Annotated in this window: 27 protein-coding genes and 2 tRNA genes; 21 read left to right on the top strand and 8 right to left on the bottom strand. The window is 46.9% G+C overall.

Annotated elements, in window-relative coordinates; all coding sequences use genetic code 11:
• Positions 1-69 precede the first annotated feature (69 nt).
• The 6 genes from DMN77_RS18820 (at position 70) to DMN77_RS18795 (ending at position 8,532) form a co-directional block, all read left to right on the top strand.
• A complete protein-coding gene (locus DMN77_RS18820; RefSeq protein WP_068782022.1) occupies positions 70-1,362 on the top strand; it encodes a dihydroorotase in 1,293 nt (430 codons plus the stop codon).
• A gap of 77 nt (positions 1,363-1,439) precedes the next feature.
• The gene (gene carA, locus DMN77_RS18815; RefSeq protein WP_179016001.1) at positions 1,440-2,573 is read left to right on the top strand and encodes a glutamine-hydrolyzing carbamoyl-phosphate synthase small subunit; all 1,134 of its coding nucleotides are present in this window, start codon (positions 1,440-1,442) and stop codon (positions 2,571-2,573) included.
• A 5-nt stretch (positions 2,574-2,578) separates the two neighbouring features.
• Positions 2,579-5,791, top strand: a complete 3,213-nt coding sequence (gene carB, locus DMN77_RS18810; protein ID WP_179016000.1) for a carbamoyl-phosphate synthase large subunit — start codon at positions 2,579-2,581, stop codon at positions 5,789-5,791.
• A gap of 90 nt (positions 5,792-5,881) precedes the next feature.
• On the top strand, positions 5,882-6,619 hold the full coding sequence (gene pyrF, locus DMN77_RS18805) for an orotidine-5'-phosphate decarboxylase (RefSeq protein ID WP_179015999.1): 738 nt from the start codon (positions 5,882-5,884) through the stop codon (positions 6,617-6,619).
• Positions 6,613-7,254 carry an orotate phosphoribosyltransferase gene (gene pyrE / locus DMN77_RS18800; RefSeq protein WP_068782018.1) on the top strand — a complete coding sequence of 214 codons (642 nt, stop codon included), beginning with the start codon at positions 6,613-6,615 and terminating at the stop codon, positions 7,252-7,254. The genes pyrF and pyrE overlap by 7 nt, the downstream gene beginning before the upstream one ends.
• Before the next feature lie 216 nt (positions 7,255-7,470).
• A complete protein-coding gene (locus DMN77_RS18795; RefSeq protein WP_179015998.1) occupies positions 7,471-8,532 on the top strand; it encodes a hypothetical protein in 1,062 nt (353 codons plus the stop codon).
• A gap of 69 nt (positions 8,533-8,601) precedes the next feature.
• Here the strand turns inward: DMN77_RS18795 and DMN77_RS18790 are convergent, their stop codons facing one another.
• Positions 8,602-10,188 (bottom strand): S-layer homology domain-containing protein, encoded by a 1,587-nt coding sequence (locus DMN77_RS18790; RefSeq protein WP_179015997.1) that lies wholly within the window; start codon positions 10,186-10,188, stop codon positions 8,602-8,604.
• Positions 10,189-10,660: 472 nt separating this feature from the next.
• Between DMN77_RS18790 and DMN77_RS18785 the strand changes: the two genes are divergently transcribed.
• From DMN77_RS18785 to DMN77_RS18750, 8 genes are all read left to right on the top strand, one after another.
• Positions 10,661-11,575, top strand: a complete 915-nt coding sequence (locus tag DMN77_RS18785; RefSeq protein ID WP_229521075.1) for an ABC transporter ATP-binding protein — start codon at positions 10,661-10,663, stop codon at positions 11,573-11,575.
• The gene (locus DMN77_RS18780; RefSeq protein WP_068782015.1) at positions 11,538-12,641 is read left to right on the top strand and encodes a permuted SH3 domain-containing protein; all 1,104 of its coding nucleotides are present in this window, start codon (positions 11,538-11,540) and stop codon (positions 12,639-12,641) included. Before DMN77_RS18785 ends, DMN77_RS18780 begins: the two co-directional genes overlap by 38 nt.
• On the top strand, positions 12,641-15,553 hold the full coding sequence (locus DMN77_RS18775; protein WP_068782014.1) for an ABC transporter permease: 2,913 nt from the start codon (positions 12,641-12,643) through the stop codon (positions 15,551-15,553). Before DMN77_RS18780 ends, DMN77_RS18775 begins: the two co-directional genes overlap by 1 nt.
• A gap of 10 nt (positions 15,554-15,563) precedes the next feature.
• On the top strand, positions 15,564-16,460 hold the full coding sequence (locus DMN77_RS18770; RefSeq protein ID WP_068782519.1) for an ABC transporter ATP-binding protein: 897 nt from the start codon (positions 15,564-15,566) through the stop codon (positions 16,458-16,460).
• Entirely contained in the window at positions 16,457-17,977 is a 1,521-nt protein-coding gene (locus DMN77_RS18765; protein WP_179015996.1) for an ABC transporter substrate-binding protein, read from the top strand. The genes DMN77_RS18770 and DMN77_RS18765 overlap by 4 nt, the downstream gene beginning before the upstream one ends.
• A 105-nt stretch (positions 17,978-18,082) precedes the next feature.
• Positions 18,083-18,247, top strand: coding sequence for a hypothetical protein (locus DMN77_RS18760; RefSeq protein ID WP_179015995.1), 165 nt, complete (start codon positions 18,083-18,085; stop codon positions 18,245-18,247).
• 128 nt (positions 18,248-18,375) lie between these two features.
• Positions 18,376-18,449: transfer RNA gene (locus DMN77_RS18755), tRNA-Met, on the top strand.
• A gap of 25 nt (positions 18,450-18,474) precedes the next feature.
• Positions 18,475-18,548: transfer RNA gene (locus tag DMN77_RS18750), tRNA-Ile, on the top strand.
• 122 nt (positions 18,549-18,670) lie between these two features.
• On the opposite strand, the gene DMN77_RS18745 is transcribed toward DMN77_RS18750, so the two are convergent.
• From DMN77_RS18745 to DMN77_RS18720, 6 genes are all read right to left on the bottom strand, one after another.
• Positions 18,671-19,831, bottom strand: a complete 1,161-nt coding sequence (locus tag DMN77_RS18745; protein WP_179015994.1) for a site-specific integrase — start codon at positions 19,829-19,831, stop codon at positions 18,671-18,673.
• Positions 19,832-20,130: 299 nt separating this feature from the next.
• Positions 20,131-20,760 (bottom strand): ImmA/IrrE family metallo-endopeptidase, encoded by a 630-nt coding sequence (locus tag DMN77_RS18740; protein WP_179015993.1) that lies wholly within the window; start codon positions 20,758-20,760, stop codon positions 20,131-20,133.
• An 85-nt stretch (positions 20,761-20,845) separates the two neighbouring features.
• The gene (locus DMN77_RS18735) at positions 20,846-21,136 is read right to left on the bottom strand and encodes a hypothetical protein (RefSeq protein ID WP_179015992.1); all 291 of its coding nucleotides are present in this window, start codon (positions 21,134-21,136) and stop codon (positions 20,846-20,848) included.
• 17 nt (positions 21,137-21,153) lie between these two features.
• Positions 21,154-21,495 (bottom strand): hypothetical protein, encoded by a 342-nt coding sequence (locus DMN77_RS18730; RefSeq protein ID WP_179015991.1) that lies wholly within the window; start codon positions 21,493-21,495, stop codon positions 21,154-21,156.
• A 27-nt stretch (positions 21,496-21,522) separates the two neighbouring features.
• Positions 21,523-23,184 carry a restriction endonuclease gene (locus DMN77_RS18725; protein ID WP_179015990.1) on the bottom strand — a complete coding sequence of 554 codons (1,662 nt, stop codon included), beginning with the start codon at positions 23,182-23,184 and terminating at the stop codon, positions 21,523-21,525.
• Between the two features lie 43 nt (positions 23,185-23,227).
• Positions 23,228-23,638 (bottom strand): helix-turn-helix domain-containing protein, encoded by a 411-nt coding sequence (locus DMN77_RS18720; RefSeq protein ID WP_256872487.1) that lies wholly within the window; start codon positions 23,636-23,638, stop codon positions 23,228-23,230.
• Positions 23,639-23,783: 145 nt separating this feature from the next.
• Here DMN77_RS18720 and DMN77_RS18715 point away from each other — a divergent pair, with 145 nt between their 5' ends.
• Positions 23,784-24,044 carry a helix-turn-helix transcriptional regulator gene (locus DMN77_RS18715; protein WP_179015988.1) on the top strand — a complete coding sequence of 87 codons (261 nt, stop codon included), beginning with the start codon at positions 23,784-23,786 and terminating at the stop codon, positions 24,042-24,044.
• A 115-nt stretch (positions 24,045-24,159) separates the two neighbouring features.
• Here the strand turns inward: DMN77_RS18715 and DMN77_RS18710 are convergent, their stop codons facing one another.
• Complete coding sequence (locus tag DMN77_RS18710) at positions 24,160-24,402, bottom strand: hypothetical protein (RefSeq protein ID WP_179015987.1); 243 nt, start codon at positions 24,400-24,402, stop codon at positions 24,160-24,162.
• A gap of 85 nt (positions 24,403-24,487) precedes the next feature.
• Here DMN77_RS18710 and DMN77_RS18705 point away from each other — a divergent pair, with 85 nt between their 5' ends.
• The 6 genes from DMN77_RS18705 (at position 24,488) to DMN77_RS18680 (ending at position 26,270) form a co-directional block, all read left to right on the top strand.
• Complete coding sequence (locus DMN77_RS18705) at positions 24,488-24,634, top strand: hypothetical protein (RefSeq protein WP_179015986.1); 147 nt, start codon at positions 24,488-24,490, stop codon at positions 24,632-24,634.
• Positions 24,635-24,647: 13 nt separating this feature from the next.
• Positions 24,648-24,941, top strand: a complete 294-nt coding sequence (locus DMN77_RS18700) for a hypothetical protein (RefSeq protein ID WP_179015985.1) — start codon at positions 24,648-24,650, stop codon at positions 24,939-24,941.
• 337 nt (positions 24,942-25,278) lie between these two features.
• Positions 25,279-25,539: a helix-turn-helix domain-containing protein gene (locus DMN77_RS18695; protein ID WP_179015984.1), complete on the top strand. Its 261-nt coding sequence runs from the start codon at positions 25,279-25,281 to the stop codon at positions 25,537-25,539.
• A 5-nt stretch (positions 25,540-25,544) separates the two neighbouring features.
• On the top strand, positions 25,545-25,823 hold the full coding sequence (locus DMN77_RS18690) for a hypothetical protein (RefSeq protein WP_179015983.1): 279 nt from the start codon (positions 25,545-25,547) through the stop codon (positions 25,821-25,823).
• A complete protein-coding gene (locus DMN77_RS18685; RefSeq protein WP_179015982.1) occupies positions 25,823-25,993 on the top strand; it encodes a hypothetical protein in 171 nt (56 codons plus the stop codon). Before DMN77_RS18690 ends, DMN77_RS18685 begins: the two co-directional genes overlap by 1 nt.
• A 22-nt stretch (positions 25,994-26,015) precedes the next feature.
• Positions 26,016-26,270, top strand: coding sequence for an AbrB/MazE/SpoVT family DNA-binding domain-containing protein (locus tag DMN77_RS18680; protein WP_372776199.1), 255 nt, complete (start codon positions 26,016-26,018; stop codon positions 26,268-26,270).
• Positions 26,271-26,525 lie beyond the last annotated feature (255 nt).

Genomic DNA, 26,525 nt, shown 5'->3' with positions numbered 1-26,525 from the left:
AAGCAGCCATCATTTTTGATAAGCGATACTATAGAAATAATTAACGACTATAAGGACGGTGTATCTTCCATGCAACTCATTATTCGTAATGCAAATGTATTGAACGAGAACGGACAGCTGGAACTGAAGACAATCTATGTGCAGAACGGTGTAATAGATAAAGTGGAGGACAGCGCAGGAACGGATGTGAATATCGAAGCGGATAGCAAAGTTATGGATGCTAATGGCAAGCTGGTGACACCGGGGCTCATCGATATGCACGTTCACCTTCGCGAGCCGGGCTTTGAACATAAAGAGACGATCGAGACAGGTTCCCGCTCTGCAGCAAAGGGCGGTTTCACGACGATCGCTTGTATGCCCAATACGAGGCCGATAACTGACAATGCGGACATGGTGAAGCTTGTTCAAGAGAAAGCCAAGCAAGCAGGGCTGGTGAATGTGCTGCCTTACGCAGCGATTACCAAAGGGGAGTTAGGCCGGGAATTAACCGACTTTGCAGCGTTGAAGGAAGCCGGAGCGATCGGATTTACGGATGACGGAGTAGGTGTACAAAACGCTCAAATGATGAAGGATGCGATGAGAAAGGCCACTTCTATGGGAATGCCGGTCATCGCGCATTGTGAGGATGACTCTTTGGTGGAAGGGGCGCCGGTTGCTGAAGGTGAATTTGCCAGAAAGCATGGATTCAAAGGAATCCCGAATGAGTCAGAAGCGATTCATGTTGGCCGCGATATTCTGCTCGCCGAAGCAACAGGAGCACACTACCATGTATGCCATGTCAGCACCGAACAGTCGATCCGCCTGATTCGCCAAGCGAAGGAGATCGGCATCAATGTGACTACGGAGATCTGTCCCCATCATCTGGTCCTGTCTGAGGAAGACATTCCCGGACCAGATGCTAACTGGAAGATGAATCCGCCGCTAAGATCCAAGCGAGATGTTGAAGCATGTATTGCAGCGCTTGAAGATGGCACGATTGACATCATTGTTACGGATCATGCTCCGCATAGCGAAGAGGAGAAGGCTAAGGGCATGCTCCAGGCACCTTTTGGTATCGTCGGATTCGAGACAGCCTTCCCGCTGCTCTATACGAAGTTCGTGGCAACAGGCCGCTGGAGCCTGGAGATGCTTGTCAAACGGATGACAGCTGATCCGGCCCGGGTATTCGGACTATCTGCCGGTAAGCTTGCGCCTGGAGCTCCTGCCGATCTAACCGTTATTGATCTTGAGCAAGAACGCAGCGTTGATCCGAAGACGTTCGCCACGAAGGGTCGCAACACACCGTTTACGGGCTGGAAGCTGAAGGGCTGGCCGACAGATACGATTGTTGGCGGGAAGCTGGTGTGGAGTAACACGTTGTAGAATTATCGGGCAAGTCGCCCTTGAAATGAAGGATGATCCAGAGAATATAGAAGTGTATAAAAAGGAGTGCAAAGAGGATGCAGGCTAGATTGTTATTAGAGGACGGCACGCTGTTTACAGGCAAATCGTTCGGAGCGGAAGTGGAAAAAACGGGCGAGGTCGTTTTTAATACAGGGATTACGGGATATCAAGAGGTGCTGTCTGATCCTTCTTATTGCGGTCAGATCGTCACCATGACGCATCCGCTGATCGGCAACTACGGAATTTCGCGCGATGATTTCGAGTCAATTGCACCTTCGATTCACGGCTTTATCGTACGTCGGTATGAGCCAAGACCAAGCAATTGGAGAGCGGAATGCAGTCTGGGCGATTTACTTAAGGAGTATGGCATTCCTGGCATTACAGATATTGATACACGGATGTTGACTCGGATTATTCGTCATCATGGCACAATGAAGGGAATCCTTACGACTTCCTCGAAGTCGGTCGAAGAACTGCAGGAGCTGGTAGCAGCAGCTAGCATCGATGAACTGCGCAATCAAGTAGCGCGGACCTCTACACAGCATATCTACAGTAGCCCGGGTACCAAGGAACGGATCGTACTCGTGGACTTTGGCGCGAAGAGCGGTATCCTGCGCGAGCTGAACCAACGGGATTGCGATGTGGTCATTGTGCCGCATAACACGACGGCTGAAGAGATTCGCCGCCTTAACCCGGACGGGATTCAATTATCCAACGGCCCTGGTGATCCCAAAGATGTACCTTACGCTGCTGAGATGATCTCTGAGCTTCTCGGCGAATATCCGATCTTCGGAATTTGTCTGGGACACCAGCTGTTGTCGCTGGCTTGTGGCGCCGATACTGAAAAGCTGAAATTCGGCCACCGCGGTGGCAACCATCCGGTTAAGGAATTGGCAACAGGCCGCTGCTATATAACTTCGCAGAATCACGGCTATACGGTTAACGAGGCATCTATTGCGGGCACAGAACTGGAAGTGACCCATATCAACAATAATGATAAGACGGTCGAAGGCGTTAGACATAAGAAGTACCCTGCCTTCTCGGTACAATACCATCCTGAGGCCTCTCCGGGCCCGTATGACAACAGCTATCTGTTTGACCGCTTCATTGATATGATCCGTGAGCATAAAAGACAACATCCGAGAAAATCGCGTCAAATTGAGTTGATGGCTAGGGCGAAAGGGGAATAATAACTATGCCGATAAATAAAGAAATGAAGAAAATTCTTGTGATCGGGTCCGGTCCGATCGTCATTGGTCAGGCTGCCGAGTTCGATTATGCCGGAACCCAGGCTTGCCAAGCGTTGAGAGAAGAAGGCGTAGAAGTTGTTCTGATTAATAGCAACCCGGCCACGATCATGACGGATACGAATATGGCTGATAAAGTATATATTGAGCCGATTACGCTCGATTTTGTAACGCAGATCATTCGCCAGGAACGTCCGGACGGACTATTGCCGACCCTTGGCGGACAAACGGGCCTGAATATGGCGGTGGAGCTTGCTCGCGCCGGTGTGCTGGAACGTGAAAATGTGAAGCTGCTGGGAACACAGCTGACTTCGATTGAGAAGGCGGAAGACCGCGATTTGTTCCGCGAATTGATGCGAGAGCTGGAGCAGCCTGTACCGGAGAGCACCATCATTACAACGTTGGAAGAAGCGCTTCGCTTCGCGGAAGAAATCGGTTATCCGCTGATTGTCCGTCCGGCTTATACGCTTGGCGGTACTGGCGGCGGAATTTGTATGAATGAAGAAGAATTAAGAGAGATCGTCGCTTCCGGTATTCGGTACAGCCCAATCGGTCAATGTCTTATTGAGAAGTCGATCGCCGGCATGAAGGAAATCGAATATGAAGTAATGCGCGATGCGAACGACAACTGTATCGTAGTCTGCAATATGGAGAACTTCGACCCGGTTGGGGTTCACACCGGCGATAGCATCGTTGTAGCACCAAGCCAGACGCTGTCCGATCGGGAGTATCAAATGCTCCGCTCGGCCTCGCTGAAGATTATCCGCGCGCTGGAGATTGAAGGCGGCTGTAACGTACAGTTTGCCCTTGATCCGCAGAGCTATCAATACTACGTCATCGAAGTAAATCCGCGGGTCAGCCGTTCATCGGCGCTGGCCTCGAAAGCGACCGGTTATCCGATTGCCAAGATGGCGGCCAAGATCGCTCTCGGTTATACGCTTGATGAAATCATAAACCCGGTCACAGGTCAGACTTATGCCTGCTTCGAGCCAACGCTGGACTATATCGTTAGCAAAATTCCGCGCTGGCCGTTCGATAAATTTGTGCACGCCAACCGCAAGCTTGGCACGCAGATGAAAGCAACCGGAGAAGTAATGGCCATCGGCCGGACGTTCGAGGAATCGATCCATAAAGCGGTTCGCTCTCTAGAGATTGGAACCAACCGTTTATATATAAAAGGAACCGAAGAGCTGGATACTGATACCTTGAACAAGCGCCTGACCAAAGCGGACGACGAGCGGCTGTTCCTTGTCGCTGAAGCCTTCCGCCGCGGCTATAAGCTGCAGGAGATTCAAGACCTGACAAGCATCGACTGGTGGTTCCTGGATAAGATCGAGCGATTGGTGCAGTTTGAGAGCCGGATCTCCGGTGAGGTTGAATTAAGCAATGCTACCTTGTATGAAGCGAAAAGACTGGGCTTCACGGACCGCGCTATCGCGGAGCTGCGCTCAGCCGGACATCCTGGCGGCTCGCTTGTGACGGAAGCCAGCATAACGGCCGTCCGCAAAGAGCAGGGCATCCGACCGGTCTATAAAATGGTTGACACCTGTGCGGCGGAGTTTGAGGCCTCGACGCCATATTACTACTCAACCTATGAGACGGAGAACGAAGTTCTCCATACCGATAAAGAGAAGATCATCGTTCTTGGTTCAGGTCCGATTCGTATCGGTCAAGGGATCGAGTTCGACTATTCTACGGTTCACGCCGTATGGGCTATTCAGAATGCCGGCTACGAGGCCGTCATTATCAACAACAACCCGGAGACAGTATCGACAGATTTCAATACATCCGACCGCTTGTACTTCGAGCCGCTCTTCTTCGAGGATGTAATGCATGTCATCGAGCAAGAGAAGCCGCTGGGAGTTATCGTCCAATTCGGCGGACAGACGGCGATCAATTTGGCAGCTCCATTAGAAGCGGCCGGGGTACGGATTATCGGTACTTCCTTGGAGAGCATCGATGAGGCGGAGGACCGCAAGCGGTTCGAAGCACTCTTATCCAAACTGAACATCGCTCAGCCTAAGGGCAGCACAGTAACCTCCGTAGATGAAGCGGTTGGGACTGCTCGCGGGCTTGGTTATCCGGTTCTGGTGCGTCCATCCTACGTGTTGGGCGGACGGGCGATGGAGATCGTATACTCCGACGAGGACCTGCTTCGCTATATGGAGGAAGCGGTGAAGATTAATCCCCAGCATCCGGTGCTGATTGACCGCTACATGCTTGGCAAAGAGGTCGAGGTTGATGCGATCTGCGATGGCGAGACCGTATTGATCCCAGGTATCATGGAGCATATCGAACGGGCCGGTGTTCACTCCGGGGACTCGATTGCGGTATATCCGCCGCAGCATCTATCTGCGGAGCTCAAGGAGAAGATCATCGATATCACGATCAGGATCGCCAAAGAGCTGAAGACAGTTGGTCTGGTCAATATCCAGTTCGTGATCTATCAGAACGAAGTTTATGTGATCGAGGTTAACCCTCGCTCGTCCCGTACAGTACCGTTCCTGAGCAAAGTAACGAATATACCGATGGCGAACGTAGCGACGAAATGCATCCTTGGCCAGAAGCTGAAGGACCTCGGTTATGCAGAAGGCATGTGGCCGGAGAGCGAGCAGGTATCTGTGAAGGTGCCGGTGTTCTCCTTCGCGAAGCTGCGCCGTGTAGAGCCGACTCTTGGGCCGGAAATGAAATCGACCGGTGAAGTGATGGGCCGCGATCTGCGTTATGCCAAAGCGCTGTACAAAGGCTTGGTAGGGGCGGGAATGAAGATACCGGTTAGCGGAGCGATCATCGCTACGGTATCTGATAAAGACAAGGAAGAGGCAGTGGAACTTCTGCGCGGCTTCTATAATCTGGGCTATAAGATTATCGCCACCTCGGGCACCGCTGCGGCGCTTGAAGAGGCGAATATCCGAGTGACCACAGTGAACAAGCTGAAGGACGGAGAGCCGAACATTCTCGATCTGATCCGCAACGGCCAAGCACATTTCGTCATCAATACGCTGACGAAAGGCAAAGAGCCGGAGCGTGACGGCTTCCGGATTCGCCGCGAAGCGGTGGAAAACGGGGTAGTCTGCATGACTTCGCTGGATACAGTCCGCGCACTGCTGGAAATGCTTGAAACGCTCAACTTCTCTTCACAGGCGATGCCACGGACTTAATAGATTAGCTTATAGACAGATTGATATTTCATGCGGCTCCGGAGGCTTAAACTTCGGGGCCGTGAGTATGACAGGAGGAAGGCAAGAAGCATGAATATATTCGAACAAGCCGCAGGAAGATTAATGGTTGCTCTGGATTGCCCCACGGTGGAGCAGGCAAGACAACTCATCGACACACTGGAGGGAATCCCTTGCTATATGAAGGTAGGGATGCAGCTCTATTACAGCGAAGGTCCGGACTTTGTCCGTGAATTGAAGGATCGCGGGTATTCCGTCTTCCTGGATTTGAAAATGCATGATATCCCTAACACTGTCAAGAATGGTGCGTTTAGCATCACTTCGCTCGGCGTAGATATGTTCAATGTTCATGCCGCTGGAGGATTGAAGATGATGAAAGCTGCCAAGGAAGGCGTGCAGGAAGCAATGGCCGCTTCTCCGGCATTAAAGCAGCCGATCCTGATCGGAGTAACCCAGCTCACCAGCACGGATCAGATGATGCTGAATCAGGAGCTTGGGATTCCGGGAACGGTTGAGCAATCGGTGGTCTCCTATGCCCTGCTTACGAAGGAAGCGGGATTAGATGGAGTTGTTGCCTCGCCGCTGGAAGTGCAGGCAATTAAGAGTGCTTGTAGCAAGGACTTTAAGACGGTTACGCCAGGAATTCGTCCAGCCGGAAGCGCTGCGGGCGACCAGTCGCGTACATTAACTCCACTTGAGGCTATGCAGCAGGGAACGGACTACATCGTCGTAGGCAGACCGATTATCTCTGCCCCAAGCCCGAGAGAAGCTGCACTACAAATTATTGAGGAGATGAAACAAGCATGGTAAACACAAATTCTATGGCTAATCAGATTGCAGATCGTCTGCTTGATATCGAGGCAGTTGCGCTTCGTCCGCGTGAACCGTTCACTTGGACCTCAGGCATCAAATCTCCTATCTATTGCGATAATCGCTTAACGATGTCTTATCCGGAAATCCGCGATCTGATCGCTGAATCCTTTGCGGCAGTGATTCGTGAGGCTTATCCGGAAGCCGAAGTCATAGCGGGGACGGCAACGGCGGGAATTCCCCATGCTGCATTTGTATCGCAGAAGCTTGGCTTGCCGATGGCTTACATTCGCGACAAGGCCAAGGGCCACGGCAAGGAAAATCAAATTGAAGGCCTGATCAAGTCGGGACAGAAAGTGATCGTGATCGAGGATCTGATCTCTACAGGCGGCAGCTCGATCAAGGCAGCCGAAGCAGTCCGAGCAGTTGGAGCAGAGCCCCTGGTCGTGCTGGCCATCTTCAGCTACCAACTGGACAAGGCGGTTCATGCCTTCGCAGAAGCGGGAGTACCGCTGCAGACACTGTCCAATTACTCCGCCCTGATCGATGTGGCTGTAGAACGTGGAGTTATCAAGGCAGAGGACCTCGACCTCTTGAAATCGTGGAGACAAGACCCGTCTTCCTTCGGTAAATAATCTGCCAAGAGGAAGTTATAGAGCCATATTCCGATTCCCATCCCCAGTGTTAGCTTGGCTAATACATTAGGATAGGGCGGGATATGGCTCTTTCTACAAATATCATCGAGATCCATAGCTTGAAGAGGGATATCGTCATCCCATCCATATCTGATTTGTCATTAGAGTACCCGCCTAAATTATGGTATCTTTATCAGTGAGAGGGGCGAAGTTAACTTGGCAAAGCAGACACGAGCGGTGTTTATAGGCTCAATTGTGCTTAATGTGGTATTTGTTATAACGGTAGCTTTTTTATCTTATCGATTAACTGAGCTTAATCAGGAGCCTAAGCTTTTTAGCTTCGATGTGGCGACGGATGATTTATTTATAAAAAATGTGGAGTTGGTCGTATATCCGGATTCGATTTACGTCGGGGATCAGTATCTGGAGCGAAATGGGGACGAGAAAAGCTTTGAAGGAGTCAGCTATGGCTTACATCTTGGCGGTCGGATGATAACGTCGGTCAGTCAGGCGAATGACCCCTTCACCTTACCTGATGCGGCAGGCGGACGGACTCTCATGTCTACCAATAATGTATTCAAGGGGACTAATATCAGCAAGGATGATCCCATAGATGTTATCGTGACATATAAAGTGAATGGCAAGACTAAAAATTACACCGGGCAATTTTTGCTAAGTGAAGTGCAGAAGCCTCATTCCAGGGTTGGATCGGGAACGGTGATCCAATTATCGGACCAAGGAACCGTGGTGGCGTATGCAAACCAATCATCAGTGGCGGCTTCTGTTGCTAATGATGTTAAGGGTGGAGCTGCTGACTCTGGATTGTTAATTACAGATGGCGTGGCGAAGTGGAAGGGGACAGAGAGCCAATGGGCATCGGATTCAGCAAGCGACGAGGCCTTTCAGCAGACGATCCGCGAAGCTGTATTCCCCTTGCTGCTGCCCAAGCTGCCTTTTGAGGCAACTCATCGCGCCGTAAACAAGATTGCCGCCCCCTTCGATTTATATCAGATGGTGTATGCCAATGAACAGCTGGGAATACAGCTGGTGCTAGGGCAGTCCAATTCGAAGGTAACTTCCGAACCGGAAGGGAAGAAGGGGCCTAAGCTTGAGAATGGTGCCCGCGCCTGGATTCAAGGAAATGACGGATTCAGTGCCATTTACTGGCGGCATGACGGGTATACGTATAGCTTGCTATCCTATAAAACGGATGGTAGCAAGCTCGTCCCATTGTATGATACTGATAAGCTGGTGGAAATTGCCAATAGCCTTCAATAAAATAAACAGTGTGATTTAGCGGTTAATTCGCGGATCACACTGTTTTTTATTTGTACCCTATTATGGTGTTTATTGCGCCATATATTTAGCCATATTGCGCAGGCTTGGCCATATCGCCGGAAATTCTCCGCCGATATGCCAGTAGGCAAATCCAGCGATTCCCCGCTCTGAAGCCATTTTATATTTCTGAGAAAGTGAACGGGTCTCCTCTAGCCATAGCTGATGGGCAATCCCATTGGCCTGATAAACCGCCTTATACTGTCCCAAATCCTCTTTCCAATTTAACCCGGCACCGTACTTCTGAATCCGTGTATTCTGCTCCGTTAGTGTTACATCCTCCGATGTAACTCCTCCGTTCTTGCTGTTGACGGTCCAATCCCGGTTGTACAGCGGCACTGCCAGAATGACCTTGGCAGCAGGGACCTTCTTCAATAAGGTATCAAGCCCATGCTCCAGCCAAGGCAGGGAGGACACAGATCCAGGGATAGGCGACCCCGACCAATGCTCGTCATAGCCCATCAGAACGATGTAGTCTGCGCTGCTGCCCAGGCTGGCGTAATCAAAAGCTTCCGTCCAGTCTGTATTCCAATCCGGGGAGACGTTGACAGACAGCTTGGCGCCAATGCTGTGCAATTGCATGGCCAGTTCGGACGTGAAAGCGGTCATTGCTTCCCGGTCCTGCGGAGCTACATTTTCAAAATCAAGATTGATGCCTTCCAAGCCGTAATTCACAACAGCCGCCTTAAGCTGGGCAATGAAATTTGTGGCCTCCTGCTTTGAGCTCAGCATCGCATGCGTGTTCTCTTGCAGAGAGCGATTGCCGACCATCGCCCATATCTGTTTGTTGTTCTGTTTTGCCCAGCTGATCAGAGAGGTATCAACATGACTCGCCATCGAACCGTCCTGGTTAAGGAAGAACCAGCGGGGCGAGAGAACATTAATGTTGGACTTGCTAATCGAGCGCTCATATTCTTCCGTAGTCTGACCGTATTGCCAGCCAAGCTGGATCGAAGCGGGGACTTTCGAATGAATGATTTGCTGCCACTTTTCATTCTGGAGGACTCGGTACAGCAGCATGGCCGCTTCCTGCCGGGTCAGTGCTTGCTTAGGGTGGAATGCCCCATCGCTACCTTCCATTAGGCCAAGCCCTGCTGCAGTGGCCACGTAGGGTTGCGCCCATTCGGCGATAGAGGAACGGTCTTTGAAACCGCTAAGTCCATAGGCTCCCGTTTGTTCCTTCAAGGCGCGTATAAGCAGGGCTGCCGCTTCCTGTCTGGTGATTGAATGTGCCGGAGAGAATGTGCCATTTCCGTTCCCGGTAACGAGGCCAAGCTCGCTAGCAGCCTGGATGGTTTCATAATACCAGGCTTGCTTCTTCACATCTGTATAGGTTGGTACGGCCGGAGTAACCGGCTCCATATGTAGCAGGCGAACAAGTGTGGTGGCGAATTCAGCACGGGTCATCACTTGTCGCGGTGAGAAGTGCCCGGCGCTTGTGCTGTTCATTATGTTTTTCTCGTGTAGATAGAGAATGGCTTCCTTGGCATAGCTCTGGTCAATATCCTGGAACGTCAGCGCGTCGCCCTTGGCAAACGTAAGTGGTTCTACCATGAACAGGCAAATGAGCAGGAGAAGAGTAAGTCTAGTAATTTTCATGTTGTAAATCCTCTTTTCCGGTAGATAATAGAAACCTCTGCTATACTATCAGAAAAGAAGCGGTCTATCAGCATTTAAATTTTGGCAATAGAGGCATATAGTCTCTCTAAGGTGACGAGGCATCGCTATTTAAGCAAGATGGCTTTTTCATATTTAAACGAAAGGGGGAACATCCTTGTCTCGAATTGAGGGGTTAAAGTCTATATTTTTTCCGCATCACAATATGGTTTCATTGGAATTCATTCGCCGCCGGATTTAGGAAAATCACGATCTGCAATTTCGTTAGATGAAAAAAACTTATGAAACTTATGCCTAAATATATCTCATTTTAGTAAAAAATCTTGTAACTTTTTGCCATGTGTTTTCGTTTATAATGCATAACGTATGGGATAACTGGGCCAAGCGGCGGAACGAGGCGTTATCCCCTGACGTTAAATCACAAAAATAGATCAATATAGGAGACCGATACAAGATGATGCGATGGCTTCGCAAACCAGTAAAATCCTCTGAACCCGGCGGGGAAGAAGTCGTAGACGCTGTGGCAGCGGACAATACGGAAGAGCAACCCGCTCCAGAGGCTTCGGCAGATGAACATGTTGTTCTTTCAGGCGAGGCTGCAACGGAGCAAGCTGCGACTATTGCAGCTGAATCAGAGCAGGAACATGCCCCGGCAGACCCTTCTTCTGTTCACCAAGAACAGGTAGAAGAGCCTAAGGGGCCGATTCTGACGGTTAAAGACGTTCACCGCTCCTTTCCTGTTGGAGGGGGTGAACTTCATGTGCTTAAAGGGATCAATATGGAGGTTCGCAGCGGCCAGCTCGTTATGCTGAAAGGCAGATCCGGTTCAGGTAAAACGACGCTGCTCAATATGCTGGGAGGGCTGGACCAGCCTTCTTCTGGCGAGATATTTTTTCAGGATCATCCTTTGCATTCCTTAAGCGATAATGAGCGTACGAAGCTGCGCAGGGATCGAATTGGCTTTATCTTTCAGGCTTATGCCCTGCTTCCGCTTCTATCCGCTTGGGAGAATGTCGAATTATCGCTGCGGATGGCAAATGTACCCTCCAGTGAGTGGAAAGCACGCGTCACCCACTGCCTGGAATTAGTCGGACTCGGCAAACGGATGTTTCATAGACCGTTCGAGATGTCCGGCGGGGAGCAACAACGTGTGGCGATTGCCAAGGCGATAGCACACCGTCCGAAGCTGCTGCTGGCGGACGAACCCACGGCGAACCTGGATACACAGATGGGTGCTCAGGTTATGGCCGTATTCAAAAATATAATACATACAGAACAAGTGACAATATGCATGACAACACATGACCCAACAATTTTGGAGGTAGCAGACCATGTCTATGAAATGGTGGATGGAAGATTCATTAACTAAAAGAAAGGGGAGGGTAATCAGATCGCTGGGGCTTTTGTCCATTTGCACTGCGCTTCTTCTATCAACGGGGTGCTCATTGCTTCCTAATGAAGATGAGGAAGAAGTACTGCCGGTCATTACCCCGCCTACAATTTCAAAGAAACCGGAATATGAGGTTCGTTCGGAACCGATTGAGCAGTCCGTGAGCGCTGTCGGCAAAATTATGAGCCAGCGTGAAGAACCGCTCTATTTTACTGAGGATGGACTTCATATTAAAAATGTCCTGGTCAAGGCCGGAGATAAAGTCAAAAAAGGCGATGTCCTGATCGAGCTTGAAGTTAAAGATATGGAGAAGGAACTGCGCAAGAAACGTCTGGATTTCCGCCAGCAGGAATTAACGATGAAGGAAACGCTGCGGAAGAAGGATGAAATGGATGATATTGAATTCGAGAAGGCTTCTATTGTATTTGAAGAACAACGTCAGGAATTGGTCGACCTGGAGCAGAAAATTGCCGACGGATCGTTAACGGCTCCTTTCTCAGGCACGATTGTCTCGATTAACGCTCAGAAGGGGGGAACGATTAAAGCCTATGATTCGTTAGGTGTGATTTCGGATACTTCTTCCCTCGTTGTCGCTGCTTCCTTTGGCAAGGAGGAACTTCAGAAGTTGGCTGTTGGCATGAAAGCCGAAGTTGATATTAACGCGATAGGCGTCATCAATGGAAAAATCAAGGCGATGCCGGCTCCTACGGATTCGTCGAATAATGGAAACAACGGGAACAATGGCAATAATGGCGCGCCGGAAAAGGACTCCATCGATAAATATCTGATTGTCGAGCTGGATAAATGGCCAAAGGATCTGGAGAGAGGACGCCAGCTAAGTGTCAAAGTCGTAACCAATCGTAAGGAGAAGGCAACACTCATTCCGATATCCGCCCTTCGCACCATCGGCTCTCGTACTTATGTGCAGGTTGTTGAAGCGGATGGCTCCAAGCGTGAAGTCGATGTAGAAGTAGGCATGCAGACCTCTACGGATATTGAGATTCTTAAAGGCCTCACACCTGGACAGAAAGTAGTGGGTCGTTAATGGGAGTGCCGATGTTACGTTTGCTATTCCGTAAAATGTGGAACACGAAATGGTTAACGCTGAGCACCTTGATCGGTTTGATCGTGGCGGTCTCCTTTACGGTAAGCATACCGATGTATTCCGACGGAGCGCTTAAGCGCGTTGTTTCTAATACCCTGAAGGAACAAAGTGAAGGTCTTCCGGCCGGTTCTCTGATTATGAGCTATCAGGCAGCCGGAGGGGCGAAGACAGACTTGGCAGGACTTGAAGCTGTTAATAAATATATTGCTGAGGAAGTTCCGGGGGAAATTAATTTTCCGTTCAAGGCTTATGTGAATGCCCGTTCTTTGAGAAGCGCGGAGGTATATCCGCAGGACCCGACGAAGGTCGATGCGAGCCGCATGCGGACGATGTCGATCAATTCCATGAGCGGCTTGCAGGATCATATCTCGGTGTCGGGCGGGAATATTACTTCCGATAGCTATGACGGAAATGTTCTGGAAGCACTGATGCTGGAAGAAGCGATGTATCGGCAGGATCTTCATGTCGGCGATGTGATGGAATATCCCGTCTCCGGCGGTGCGGGTATCGTTCTGAAGGTTAAGATTGTCGGTACATTCCAGCCGACAGATGAGACGGATCCTTATTGGTATCAAGGGTTCGAAGGAATGATGAACAGCTTCTATGTTAATGAAAAAGTATTTAATGAGGCTCTTCTTAAGAAATTATCGATTCCGATTCATGGTTCCAGCTGGTATTATGCTTTTGATCTACGTGAGATCAAGACGAGTCAACTGTCGCCATTATCGACCACGCTTGACCGATTGAACGTGGAGCTATATCAGAAGCTGAAGGATACGAAGGTGGATCTCTCTTTTGGTGATTTGTTAAATGATTTCCGGAAGCAGAGCCTGCAGATGCAGACCTTGCTCTTCACGCTGGCTGCCCCGATGATCGCCATGGTCTTCTACTATATTGTGATGAATGCTAAGCAGTCCTTGGATAAACAGCAGAGCGATATCGCTGTGCTGCGCAGTCGGGGGGCATCTACCAAGCAGATTATATTCATTTATTTGCTGGAAGGGATTATGTTAGGTGCGGCTGCTATGATATTCGGCCCCTTGCTCGGCTGGTTTATGTCAAAGAGCATCGGTTCCGCGGACGGCTTCCTGACCTTTGTCAATCGGAAGTCCATCCCTGTTGGGTTCAATGCGGATGCGCTGCTTCTTGGAGGATTGGCGGTTCTTATCGCGATCCTGGCTACGGTGCTTCCAGCGGTATCTTATGCTCGCGCCTCCATTGTCAATGCGAAGCGCAAACAGGCTCGCAACGATCGCATGCCGACCTGGCAGCGCTGGTGTCTGGATATTGTGCTGATGGGGGTCGCCGGATACGGCTATTACCTGTTTTATGAGCGCCAAATGTTAACGTTCCAGACGGGGATGACGACGGATGAGCTGCAGGTGCAACCTTTCTTGTTCTTCGTTCCGGCGCTGGCTATTTTCTCGATCGGGCTGTTTTTCCTGCGGATTTTCCCGTGGATTCTTAAGCTGATCGGTTGGATTGGCAAGAAGTGGCTGCCGGTTCCATATTATTTAAGTCTAACCCAGCTGTCACGTTCAGCCTCTTCCTATTATCCGCTGATGATTTTGCTGGTTCTAACATTAGGGCTGGGTGTATATAATGCTTCTGCCGCTCGCACGATTGATCTGAACTCGACGGAGCGTACGCTATATAAATATGGGGCGGACGTTATCATGCAAACCGTGTGGGAAGAGACGCCTGAAACGCCCACCAAACCGCCAACAGGCCAAGGACAGGGAGGTACCGGTGGTGGAGGCAACCCAGGCGGCGGTAATCCGGGAGGAGGCAATCCTGGCGGGGGGAACCCGGGGGGAGGGCCTGGGAATGGTCAAGGCAATAAGCCGACCAAGATGAATTATATCGAACCGCCGTTTGAAGTATTTCGCAAGCTGGAAGGTGTAGAGCATGCGGCCAGGGTACTGCAGACCAAGGGCAATCTTATCATCTCTGGACGTTCAGCAGGCCAAGGGAACATTATGGGGATTGATAACGCTGATTTCTATCAGGTGGCCTGGTTCCGCGATGACTTGTTCCCGGCGGCTCCGCATCAATATTTGAATTTACTCGGGATGAACGAGAGCGCTGCGCTTGTTCCGTCCAATCTGGCGGAGAAGTATCAGCTGAAGCCCGGTGACATTATTACGGTGTCTTTAGCGGAGCGATCTGTAGATTTTATTGTGTACGGAATTTTGCCGTACTGGCCTAGTATGTATCCGGATGAATCTCCGTTCCTCATTGCTAACCTGGATTATATTTATGACCAGGCCAAGATTCTTCCTTATGAAGTGTGGCTAAAGATGAAGCCGGATGCCAAGGTTGGGCCGATCGTCACGAAGCTGACCAGCGAGAATATCGATCTTTATTCGGTCAAGGATGTGCGCAGCGAGCTGGCGACGCAGAAGAAACATCCTACCCGAGGCGGGGTATTCGGGATTTTGAGTATGGGCTTCCTGGTCTCGGTAATCGTATCCTTAATCGGTTATGTGATGTATTGGTTCTTTAACTTATCAAGCCGGGTTGTACAATTTGGTATTTTGCGGGCCATGGGCTTATCGCGCAGACAGCTGACGCTTATGCTGCTGGCGGAGCAGCTGCTAACCGCAGGGTTATCGATCGTGCTTGGGATCGTGATCGGCAAAGTGGCCGGTAAGTTGTATCTGCCGTTCTTGCAGACGGCGGACAATGTCACTTCACAGGTTCCTCCGTTCAGAATTATTTTCAATTCCTCGGATACGATGCAGTTATATGTTGTCGTTCTAGTTATGCTGCTGCTCGGTGCCGGACTTCTGCTATGGCAGATCCGCCGCTTGCGTGTACATCAGGCAGTCAAGATGGGAGAGGAGCGGTAATATGAACGAAATGATCTATTGTGAAGGACTCGTTAAAATCTTTAAATCGGAGGATATCGAAGTTGTCGCTTTGCAGGGCTTGAACCTGACGGTAAATCAGGGTGAGATGATGGCGATTATCGGCAATAGCGGCAGCGGCAAATCAACTCTGCTGAATATGCTGGGCGGTCTTGACCGCCCTTCCGCGGGTCAAGTGAATGTAGGCGGCTGGGATTTGCTGAAGATTCGCGACGATCAGCTGGTAGAATACAAGCGGAACACCGTTGGCTTTGTATGGCAGAACAACGGACGCAACCTGCTTCCGTATCTATCTGCTTTGGAGAATGTAGAAATGCCGATGCTGTTAAGCGGCAAGCTGGATCGGGTCTATGCCAAGCAGCTGCTTGAATGGGTCGGTCTGAAGGATCGCATGCACAGCAAGCTGCATCAGCTCTCCGGCGGAGAGCAGCAGCGCGTAGCCATCGCCATCTCGCTATCGAATCGCCCCAAGCTGCTATTGGCGGATGAGCCGACCGGCTCGGTTGATACGGCAACCGCTGACCAGATCATGAATATTTTCCGCAATGTGAATCGTGAACTTGGAATTACGATCGTTATCGTTACGCATGATTTAACGCTGGCCGGCAAGGTTGACCGGGTTGTTGCCATTCGCGACGGTTTAACGAGTACAGAGTTTCTCAAGCGTAATCCGAATCTGGATCTGGCAACGATGGAGAACGGTGGTTTCCATCAAGGCGGGCTTCAGGAAGTACACGAAGCATTTGTGGTTGTCGATCGGGTTGGGAGATTGCAGGTTCCTAAGGAATATCTTGAAGCGGTCGGGATTCAGGGGAGAGCCAGCATGGAGTTTGATGGTGACAAGATTGTGATTACGGCGCCGAAATCATTAGAGGAGGAGAACGCATGAAGCTTAAGAACGGAAAAATGCGTAAAATGATGACAGTATCCCTGGCGGCCACAATGGCCCTGGGAATGCTTGCTGGATGCAGCGGAGCAAAGGCTCCGGATAGCAACCAAGAGAAAGTACTCCGCATCGGCGTCCTGTATGGCGGCAATATGGATGACTCTTATTTCCGTCAACAGTACACAGATATTTATGAATTTGACAGAAAAAATGTAAAGATCGAAATAGTGCCTGCTATTAATCAGAGCGATTGGCGTTATAATGATGGATCAGAGCCTTATAAAGAGCCGGATTACATGGACGGCATGAAGAAAATTATGACCGGCAGCAATCCCGTTGATGTCGTCGTTACAGACGTTAGTGTGCTAAAGCAATTGATCCAGGAAAATATGCTGAAGCAGCTTGACCCATTAGTCCAGGAGGACAAATTTGATACAAGTGATTTTGTTCCAGCCGTCATCGATGGCATTAAGGATTTGGGAGAGGGAAATCTTTATGCGTTAACTCCTTCATTCTCTTCATCGGCATTGTTCTATAACAAGAAGCTGTTATCCGATGCCGGGGTTGAGCCTCCGACGGATAAAATGACTTGGGACGATGTATTTAATTTGGCGAAGAGAGTGGCGAAGGGTTCAGGCAAGGATCGCGTCTATGGATTCTCTTTCAATCGTTATTTGGGCAATGATCCATTCTGGGATATGCAATATACCTACATGGCTCCGCTGCAGCTAAGGTTGTATGATGAAAAGGCTGAGACCATGACGGTGGATTCGCCGCAGTGGATTAAAGCATGGGATACGATCAGCAACCTTGTTAAAGAAGAAGTTATCCCCAATAACAATAATGTCAACTATGATGAGAAATGGACTCCGATATCCAATGATTTGTTCTTATCTGGCAAAGTCGCGATGATGATCGCCGAGAGCTATTATATTAACGATATTGCTGACGCCAATACGAATGCAGCCAAGATCAAGGATTACACTCCAGTTGATTGGGATGTAGTTACGCTTCCGACACATCCGGAGAAGCCGGATATTGGCGGCAACATTTATCTTAACAATACGTTTGCGATTAACACCAATGCGCCTAATCCGGAATCGGCCTGGGACTATATTAAGTTCATTGCCGGTGAAGACTGGGCGAAGCTGAAGTCACGGAGCAATTCGTATGAGATGGTTGCCCGGAAGTCTTATATCCAACCACGGCAGGGTCAATCTTATAATATCGGGGCCTTCTATAATATCAAGCCGGTACCTCCGACAAATCCGAAGGATGATAAGCTGAAGCAGGAGAAGCGAGGATTGTATTACGTTGAAAATATCGGCCGAAATTATTTCCAAGAGGTATTAGATAAGAAGAAGTCAGCATCAGAAGCCCTGAAGGAATGGTCGGAGAAGGGGAACAAAATGCTGCAGGAGATCAAGCTTAATCCTAAGACCGAATTCCAGGAAGACGGCACGCCTTTTATTCCTGAAGATAATGTGGATGCAGCTGCTGGATTATCGAGTAGAGGATAATTGAATTATAAAAAAAGTCGCTGGAAATTATTTCGGCGGCTTTTTTTGTACAATTCTGGGTAATCTATATAGCGATGAATCAAATCTGTATGGAGGAGATTATGAATGCATTGGGTGTATTTCAATAAGTTGTATCGTACGAAATTTCAAGCCGGCTGCCTGGCAAAGAGATTAGAACAAGATGGCTGGATTTACGGCTTTGATCGCATGAATGAAATTGAAATCTTCCGATCCAAGCGTGGAAAGTACGGCGTCAGGTTCATTCCTTGAAATTTTATCCGAGACGATTATCCGTTTCATTTCTATAGATAAGAGCAAAGGTTTACACAATCCCTTAAAGTAACACTTGACAAACTATGGCATACTCATGTATATTATTACTTGTCGCTATTTATTGTCGCGGGGTGGAGCAGTCCGGTAGCTCGTCGGGCTCATAACCCGAAGGTCGTAGGTTCAAATCCTGCCCCCGCAATACTTATTTTAGTCATTTGTCGCAAGGGCCCTTAGCTCAGTTGGTTAGAGCGGTCGGCTCATAACCGATTGGTCGGGGGTTCGAGTCCCTCAGGGCCCATTTATGCGAGAACCCTTGCTATGCAAGGGTTTTTTGCTGTTTATAGGCATAATAGATTAGTAGATTTCAGGGGTAGAATAGAGCGGGGATTTGAGTTTGCTAACGCATTTGCTAACGGCAGCCTAATTATCCACAGGTTCGAGTGGTTTTTCGGAGTATTTATTTAGTTCAGCTTCAATCCGATCGACAGCTTCGTCTTGCATCGTCGGAAGTAAATGTGAGTAGCGTTCGTTAAACATTGCAGGAGTCATCCCAAGACGTTCGGCTGCTACTTTTGGATTTATCCCTATCTTAAGTAAGAATGATGCATGAGTATGCCGAAGATCATGAAACCGTATTTTCTTAATCTCGGCTTTTTTTGTTAAAACTCCATATCCCTCTGTTATCCGTTTCGGCTTAATGTAACCGCCGTAAGGATAGCAGCAAACAAGATCATTATCTTCGTACTTGTCTCCGTATTCTTCCTTGAGCTTCTGAACCTGCTCATATCGCTCCTGTAGGTCGTCTATGACAGCCTGGAATAGTTTTACCCTACGTATGGAGTCAACAGTCTTTGGACGCTGTACAACCAGGCCTGAGCGTGTCCAGTTTACTGTTTGAATAACTTTGAGCTCTCTATTATCAAAATCAATATCTCGCCAACGTAGACCTAGTATTTCTCCCCGGCGCATTCCTGTATATATGGCCAGTGAAAAAACGATGTAATGTACGTGGTGTTTTGATGACTTTAGAAAATGAGTAAACTCTTCAACGGTCCAGAATTGCATTTCTTTTTGCTCGTTAGCATTTACTTTACTTCGCATAGATACTTTGCTCATTATATCTTCTGATAGTAGACCTGATTCGCTGTAAGCCAGTCTTAGGGCGCGCTTAAGAACGCCGTGAATTCCTTTGACATATTCTTTTGAATATTTTTTCCTTAGTTCTGCATAAAAGGTTTTTATAGTACGCGGCGTAAGTGCTTGCAGTTTTATTTTCCCAAGTACAGGTATGATGCGAGCTTCAATAATGGTTTTCTCTGTATCATAAGATGTTGGTTTGAAATTAGGTTCGGCGTGTGTTTCTAGATATTCTTCGAGATATTCCTTTACTGTAATTTTTGAATCATCAACATGCATCCCTTTTTCGATTTCAGCAATTTTGATGTGACATGCTGACCAGGCTTCCTTTTCTGTTTTAAACCCACCTTTAGATTTTTGCCGGCGCCCACTAGTTAACGAATCCGATGGCAAATCAATTACATAAGTATAAGTTTTTCCTCTTTGGTATACATGTCCTTTCATAATGTCCTCCTACCAAACATATTTCATTACTTCTTCAACATCAGCCATTTCAAGCCATAGCAGTTCCGGATCCGGACCATGCCGATCTACGATGGCGGGCATATTGATGCCTATTTTCCCTAGATCGACGTACAAGGTCCGAGATTAGAACAGAAGCCCCTGAAACATACTCAAATTCGTAAGTGTCGACAGGTTCAAATGGGCCGGAAATCGGGATGTAAAGAATCTGCGACCAGTCGAAACCTTCGCGGCCGGATTGTACGATTAATTTCATGGGCCGAACGGAATCAGTGTAAAAATCAAATAAGGCCTTTATCTTCATAGCCTGGTAACCCCTTTGCGATTAATTGGCGATCAAGTTGTTGTAAAATACGCTCTGTCTCAGCTGACCAACATGGTACTTGGTAGCTTTGTTCCGCTGACAAATCGTTAAAGACGGCTGTCATCCTACCTTGATTTATCCTACGATTGATTTGTTCGACCCTAAGCTTGGCCAACTGTAACGGCACTCGGAAAGTCTCAGCTAAAAAGGCTGTGGCCAGATTGTTTTCCGAGGGAATGATCAGCTTTGATATCATTGATATAGGCATAGCAGCGTATATGACAAACTGCTCAGCTTCTAGTTCCTGCATTTGAGTAAAGGTCTCAGGCATTGTTATTTGATTTCCAGCATGTCGGAGTAGGTGGCAGAGCTCATGGAGGAAATCCAAACGCTGTTGATCTTGTGGCAACTGGTTGTTGATAAACATGCTATACATGCCGCTGACTGCTTCCAGGGCTCGGCTTCCGACCTCTGCATAATGCACCCATACGTTTAATCGCATGGACAGCTCGTCGACAGTAATTTGATGGGGGGATGTAATGCCGGCACTTGAGTATGTGTTTTCTAAAAATTCTTCCAAAATAGTCATTTGATAATGTTTAATCATGGTGATAACCTCCAGGACAGGAATGTATGTTCGGTTTTAATGTGAAAATAAAAGCCGTTGCCGGCTTGATCAAATAATTGGAATTTTAGTTTGCTTTAAGATGGCGAATATCAGTTTCTTGCTCCAAGGATCGGACAGCGAGCGTTTCCAGAATTTTATCTTGTCGTTGCTGACTCTTGTTTAGTTCGTCAATATTTTCTTTGATGGCCACTACAACTCCGTGCAGCTGGTGAACATCCATCGAAAGAGCTTCAAGCTTTGCGTCTGTCTCTTCTTGGCGATCGCGAATAGCGCTTGTAATCTGCTGCAGCTCAGCTTGCCCAGATTCGAGGGACTCTAGCTTTTGCAAGATTAAGTCTAGCTTTTGATCGTTCATGATTTAGCCCCCTATACTTATACATCGTTCATCCATTTGTTGGCATAAATATGTGCTCCGCCAGAAGCTAATGCTGCAATAATTGCAATTACAACAGATGCCCCCAAACTTCCAAACCACTGGCCAATAATCCATCCAACAGCTCCACAGCCTAAAGAAAGAAGTACAAGCAAAAAATAACGAACCGGCTTTATCATCAATAATATGATTGATCCTAACAGTACTCCTCCAAATACCCACCAAGAAGAAAAGTAAACTCCTGTGATTATAGAAATCGCGAATATTTCGAAGAATAGCCAGTTAGCTCCGTTCTCGCTTTCTTTCGATTGGGTCATACCCTTTCTAATTTCATCGGTCATTCAGATCACCTACATTATCTGGATTAGCTACTTTGTTTTTGTCTGAATATCTATTCTGACCTTGTACCCTTGTTGATTAAATAAATGCAAGAGGTTCGGTCCATCTATGAGAGTAATAGGTTTATCTTTAACAAATTCTCGGGAATCATTTCCAAAATGACTAGTCGTTACAAGTATCCCTTTTACAGCTCCTTCATTAATCATAGTCCCATATAAATCGCGAACGGCAGACACACCTACAACGTTGTTATATCTTTTAGCTTGAATAACAAACTTTCCACCACGTATTGGATCTGGGTCAAAAGCAATAGCATCTACTCCACCATCTCGGCTTGCTCTTGTAACGTTAACTTCTCCACCGTCTGAAGAGAAGATTTTTGAAAATAGTTCTCTTATGAGATGCTCAAAATCCTCCCAAGGCATTTCCGCTAAGTTGTGCGTATCGTTGATTTCGGCTAATATTTCTTTTGATTCAATAAACCGATTGTCTTCTTTATTAAGTTGCATAATTGGTTTAACAGGAGCCATCTGAGATAATGCACCTGCTGTAAGACCTTTAAAGCTACGAAAACACTCTTTGGGATCAACACGTTCTAAATTAACTTCTTCAAAAGCATCTCTATTTACTTGGACTGATAAAATACATGAAGTAAAATCGTGCCCAGTTGATAAATCTATACCATTTATCCACCCATTGAATACTACCATTTGCAATTGAGGAATATAAACTGATTCAAAAATCTCGTGAATCGTTCTAAGTGATATTTGATAAATGGTATCTTCGTAAAATGAAGCCAGGTCCTTTGGTTTCATTTCTATAGAATCAATACTTTTACGCGAAGCAACGTACTTATAGCCAATCACTTTTGGAACCTCATTAATATTTGGTAAACGATATTCTACTACCAACGTGCCGGTTACTTCATCATAGAAAATTTCATACTCACGATAAAGTGAATCAGGATATATGGATCTCTCTAACACAATATCAACATATTTAATAACAGCTTCTTTATTATTGGATTCAAATTCTTTCCTGAATTCAAGTATTTCCTGATTTTGAGTAACGATCGTTTCTTCGAATGTCTTTTTATCTTTTTCATATCTTTCGATAGCTGCTGTTTTTCTATCAATATAACTTTGTAAAGCATCCTCATATTTCTTTCTAGCAAGTTGTTTGTTTTTTTCATACTCTGTAACGGCAGTTTGAAATACGTTATTGGCAAGTTCGAATCTCTTTTGGTAAATATTTTTAAGTATAGGGAGGTTTTTATTAATCCAATTATCCTTAGGAACATTTAAATGTTCACGCAACTGATCCATACTCGGGTAAATGCCAGAATATTCATATGTGCTTGGACTGGGTTCTTGCTCTTCAAATTTAAAAGGCTTAAACTGATCATGATTCATTAAACTATCCCATTGTAATTTGTCATCTTTGTAAATTGTTGAAAGTAGAATATTCCTGTAGTCTTCAATGGTGTTCTTACAATCAATTGAATCAAGCTCTGCTTTTAGTTTTAGATCATGAAGATGTTCTCTTTGACGTGCCTTTTTCTCCTGTTCTTTCCACTTAGTTTTTTGCATCTCAGCTTTTATAAGCACTTCATTTGAACTGTTTCCTTTAATAGTTTTAGAAACACCTAAATACTCATTTACAATATATTGTTCATAGAAGTATTTAACCATAAGTATAACTCCTAATATCTCCTCATCGGCTGAGGTACTTGCTCTATCTTATGTCTCCTTGACGATCCCCAGGCTTACGCCCCTTTTCTTTCTCCCTCAAGATACTCCATATTTTCCGCATTTCCTCACGACGTTCTTCGGGAGCGCTCAAGTAGTCTTTAAAGAAGATCCCGTATTCTGGATTATTGATGAAGGCTTCGAATTCTGCCTGTTCTTTTTCGTCAATTTTACTTTGTTTAATGGGATCAGGGTTATCCGTGCGTCCATGAAGATAATCTGTAGTTACTTTGAAATGATCGGCTACCTCATTTGTAAATTTAAAAGGTGGTTCCCGCTCATCTCTTTCATACATACCAATAGCACTTTCGCTTACTTTAAACATTTGTGCAAATTGTTTTTGAGTCAAATTATTATTCGTGCGAATTTCTCGCAACCTTTGTCCAAAAGTAGCCATAGTATCATCACCTAATGACATATTAACACATAACGTGTTGATTTAATCTAAAAACCACAAAACGTGTTGACAGCACGAAACGTGTGGTGTATATTGGATTCAACAACACAAAACGTGGTCATTACGAGAGGTGGTGTTCAAGAACATGAAAGAACTAATTGCCAAAAGATTGATAGAACTTCGGGGTGAAGTTAGTAGAGAAGAGACTGCGACTGCTATCGGAATTAGCGTAAGCGCTCTTCAAATGTATGAAAATGCACAACGAATTCCTAAAGACTCAATAAAAATTCGTATAGCAGCTCATTTTCAAAAAACTGTACAAGAAATTTTTTTTGATCAAGAAGACCACAAAATGTGTTCTTTTGATATTGAATCATCCAATTCCACACGAAAGGAGGTGGGGTAGGTGGAGCAGGTTAAGGAACTCAAACAAACAAATGACATGTTCGAGGTGCTGGCTCTTTTAAAGGAGGGGTGGCTGCTTAATCGAATTGCAAGCCACCAAGACAATTTTAAATTCCTTATGATTCGGGTTTAAATTGCACAACGTTTTTGTTTTTCTCTTTTTCTTGTTGGTCCCATTCTTGAGCCCGTTCTTTTAATTGCATCAAGGCTGTTTTGCCAAGAAGAAAGAAAAACATGGTTTCATCGTTTTCAACTCTGCTGCCAGTCTCTAATAAAACCCAGCCGAGTTTGATCATTTCGTTAGCTTCATCGATGTTTTCGACTTGCTTCACTTCTTTAATATCTTTCTCAAATAACATTCTATAACCTCCTTTCTGCGATGCGATCTGGACAATCCCATTTTAGCAGATATTAGGAGGCTCAACATAAAAGGAGGTCATCTAATTGGACCACAATACGCAAGACATCAAAGAGGTTCGAGAAACACGTGATCCAGGAGAGGTCAATCAGTTGCTTGATGCTGGTTGGGTGATCAGTTATCTCAGCCACGAGCCAAGTCGCAGCCGTTACGTGCTAGTAAGATTTGCATAGGGGAGGGTAGTTTATGGCCAGAGCACTAGCAACACCATCTACTCTAGCAGAAGCTTTACGTTTGGCTGCTGATCTGGCTGAGCGTAATGAGGAGTTGGAGAAGCAGCTAAAGAAACTCCAACAATCACAATATCCGGAAGTGCTTCAATCCAAACACATCATTGAGTTAATGGGGTGGTCAAAGGCGACGCTAACCTTCGCAGCTAACGATCCGACATTCCCTCATCTTGATGGTTCTAGAAAGAAAGGAGAAGCTATTCGCTGCTTAAAATGGGAGTTTTACGAGTGGCTCAAATCACGGAGGTGATGGAATGCGATTCCGCTGGATAAAGCAAACGTCACGATTGGCTTGCATTTCGGCGATTGTCATCAGGGCTTTGTTAAAGGGAATGAATCTGGAAGAGGCTGTGAAAGCTTCGCTTCCGCATTATTCGGTCAATCCAGAATCAATCTCTCAACTGGAATATAGAAGGTTACTTAAGGATGCAAAGATTGAATTAAAGAGGGTAGAGGAAAGCCGCCGGAGTTGTACGGACTACCAGCGGCAAAGGGGATAAGGGAAGGGGTACAACTAGTTCTAAAAACAGAATACAGCTAAATGCCTTCCCTGTCTGTTCGAATTCCGATCAGAGAGGAGGTATTAAATGAAGATGGGGCTTGGATTTGGTGTGATTGTAAAAGCGTTACGAACCAGGAAGGGGTGGAGTCAAGAAGAATTGGCTGAAAAAGTCAATATGTCACGTAGCGCTATATCGAAGCTTGAAACAGACAAGCAAATACTAGATGTCCCAACACTTATGCAACTAATACAGGTCACAAATGCCCCAGAAGTTGTTGTGGCAATACTTTGCGGTATGGATGGGATCAATTTAATGCAACAATTAATGACTTTAGTAGGAGGGTGAAGGATTTGGATATTAAGCAACTGGAAGCTGAAGCGAGGTTCGTCGCAAAGCATGCTAAACACAATCTAAACTTGATTCAGGGAAATCCAGATATGGTGTTACCAGAAAGTAGAGAAAAAATCATTGCGGATTTAAAGAATATGGACGGGCTTCACCAAGTGTTTGAGCAGCAAAATAAAAAAGACCGCCGGCCAGGGCAGTCTCGTTTGAGAACTCATCTTAAGAATCTCGTTGTGTCTATTTTACGTGACGATAGCCAGAAGGGCAAGGGGGAAATAGCCTGATGGATGAACTATGGAGCAATAACGCCTGTCTTGGCTATGCCATTATTGCTGCCAAGAATCTGGAATATACAGAAGATCAAATTAAAAGATTGATTCGAACAATGTATAGCGAATTCGACTTTGTTTCTGTTGAAGAAGCACGTAACACTTACAACAAATCAAATTATTAAAAGGAGCAATTATCTAATGAATATAAAATCGACTGGAATTGTTAGAAATGTGGACGAGCTTGGACGAGTGGTAATCCCAGTGGAACTGCGTAAGACATTAGGGATCGGTGAGAAGGATCCACTTGAGATTTTTACCAACGGCGATCAGATTATCCTTCGTAAGTATGCACCGGGTTGTGTTCTTACTGGCGAGACGGAAGACCTCATTACTTTCAAGGGTAAGTTGGTAAGCAAGGCAGCCATTCGAGAGATGGCAGCTGCAGCAGGACTTCGTTAGTAGACAAGGCTTCGGCCCTGTCTCCCGGCGTCGGACGGTTTCATAACCTTTTCTCCGTTCGGTGTCGAGAGATGCGGCTGACGCATCAGAGTGGTGGCGGAATGGGTAGACGCTATCGATCATCCTTAGAGGGGCGGAAATCGCATTAAGATGAATTAGGCACGGGCGGCCCGGTAAATACGTCCAGTGGCGCACAAAAGGCCAAGATACCCTCATGCAAGGTTCAAATCCTTGCCCACTCTATAACAAATGAGA

The sequence above is a fragment of the Paenibacillus sp. 79R4 genome (assembly GCF_013393165.1).
Taxonomy (GTDB): domain Bacteria; phylum Bacillota; class Bacilli; order Paenibacillales; family Paenibacillaceae; genus Fontibacillus.
The sequence above is the reverse complement of the archived record's forward strand: the minus strand, read 5'-3'. Positions and strand labels throughout refer to the sequence as shown.

Excerpts from the sequence above, each read along its gene's own strand:
- pyrE (WP_068782018.1), top strand. The coding sequence starts at position 6,613 with ATGGTAAACACAAATTCTATGGCTAATCAGATTGCAGATCGTCTGCTT.
- carB (WP_179016000.1), top strand. The coding sequence starts at position 2,579 with ATGCCGATAAATAAAGAAATGAAGAAAATTCTTGTGATCGGGTCCGGT.
- DMN77_RS18775 (WP_068782014.1), top strand. The coding sequence starts at position 12,641 with ATGGGAGTGCCGATGTTACGTTTGCTATTCCGTAAAATGTGGAACACG.
- DMN77_RS18780 (WP_068782015.1), top strand. The coding sequence starts at position 11,538 with ATGTCTATGAAATGGTGGATGGAAGATTCATTAACTAAAAGAAAGGGG.
- DMN77_RS18820 (WP_068782022.1), top strand. The coding sequence starts at position 70 with ATGCAACTCATTATTCGTAATGCAAATGTATTGAACGAGAACGGACAG.
- DMN77_RS18785 (WP_229521075.1), top strand. The coding sequence starts at position 10,661 with ATGATGCGATGGCTTCGCAAACCAGTAAAATCCTCTGAACCCGGCGGG.
- carA (WP_179016001.1), top strand. The coding sequence starts at position 1,440 with ATGCAGGCTAGATTGTTATTAGAGGACGGCACGCTGTTTACAGGCAAA.
- DMN77_RS18770 (WP_068782519.1), top strand. The coding sequence starts at position 15,564 with ATGATCTATTGTGAAGGACTCGTTAAAATCTTTAAATCGGAGGATATC.
- DMN77_RS18765 (WP_179015996.1), top strand. The coding sequence starts at position 16,457 with ATGAAGCTTAAGAACGGAAAAATGCGTAAAATGATGACAGTATCCCTG.
- DMN77_RS18695 (WP_179015984.1), top strand. The coding sequence starts at position 25,279 with ATGAAGATGGGGCTTGGATTTGGTGTGATTGTAAAAGCGTTACGAACC.
- pyrF (WP_179015999.1), top strand. The coding sequence starts at position 5,882 with ATGAATATATTCGAACAAGCCGCAGGAAGATTAATGGTTGCTCTGGAT.
- DMN77_RS18735 (WP_179015992.1), bottom strand. The coding sequence starts at position 21,136 with ATGAACGATCAAAAGCTAGACTTAATCTTGCAAAAGCTAGAGTCCCTC.
- DMN77_RS18720 (WP_256872487.1), bottom strand. The coding sequence starts at position 23,638 with ATGGCTACTTTTGGACAAAGGTTGCGAGAAATTCGCACGAATAATAAT.
- DMN77_RS18700 (WP_179015985.1), top strand. The coding sequence starts at position 24,648 with ATGGCCAGAGCACTAGCAACACCATCTACTCTAGCAGAAGCTTTACGT.
- DMN77_RS18760 (WP_179015995.1), top strand. The coding sequence starts at position 18,083 with ATGCATTGGGTGTATTTCAATAAGTTGTATCGTACGAAATTTCAAGCC.
- DMN77_RS18685 (WP_179015982.1), top strand. The coding sequence starts at position 25,823 with ATGGATGAACTATGGAGCAATAACGCCTGTCTTGGCTATGCCATTATT.
- DMN77_RS18725 (WP_179015990.1), bottom strand. The coding sequence starts at position 23,184 with ATGGTTAAATACTTCTATGAACAATATATTGTAAATGAGTATTTAGGT.
- DMN77_RS18790 (WP_179015997.1), bottom strand. The coding sequence starts at position 10,188 with ATGAAAATTACTAGACTTACTCTTCTCCTGCTCATTTGCCTGTTCATG.
- DMN77_RS18715 (WP_179015988.1), top strand. The coding sequence starts at position 23,784 with ATGAAAGAACTAATTGCCAAAAGATTGATAGAACTTCGGGGTGAAGTT.
- DMN77_RS18730 (WP_179015991.1), bottom strand. The coding sequence starts at position 21,495 with ATGACCGATGAAATTAGAAAGGGTATGACCCAATCGAAAGAAAGCGAG.
- DMN77_RS18710 (WP_179015987.1), bottom strand. The coding sequence starts at position 24,402 with ATGTTATTTGAGAAAGATATTAAAGAAGTGAAGCAAGTCGAAAACATC.
- DMN77_RS18745 (WP_179015994.1), bottom strand. The coding sequence starts at position 19,831 with ATGAAAGGACATGTATACCAAAGAGGAAAAACTTATACTTATGTAATT.
- DMN77_RS18740 (WP_179015993.1), bottom strand. The coding sequence starts at position 20,760 with ATGATTAAACATTATCAAATGACTATTTTGGAAGAATTTTTAGAAAAC.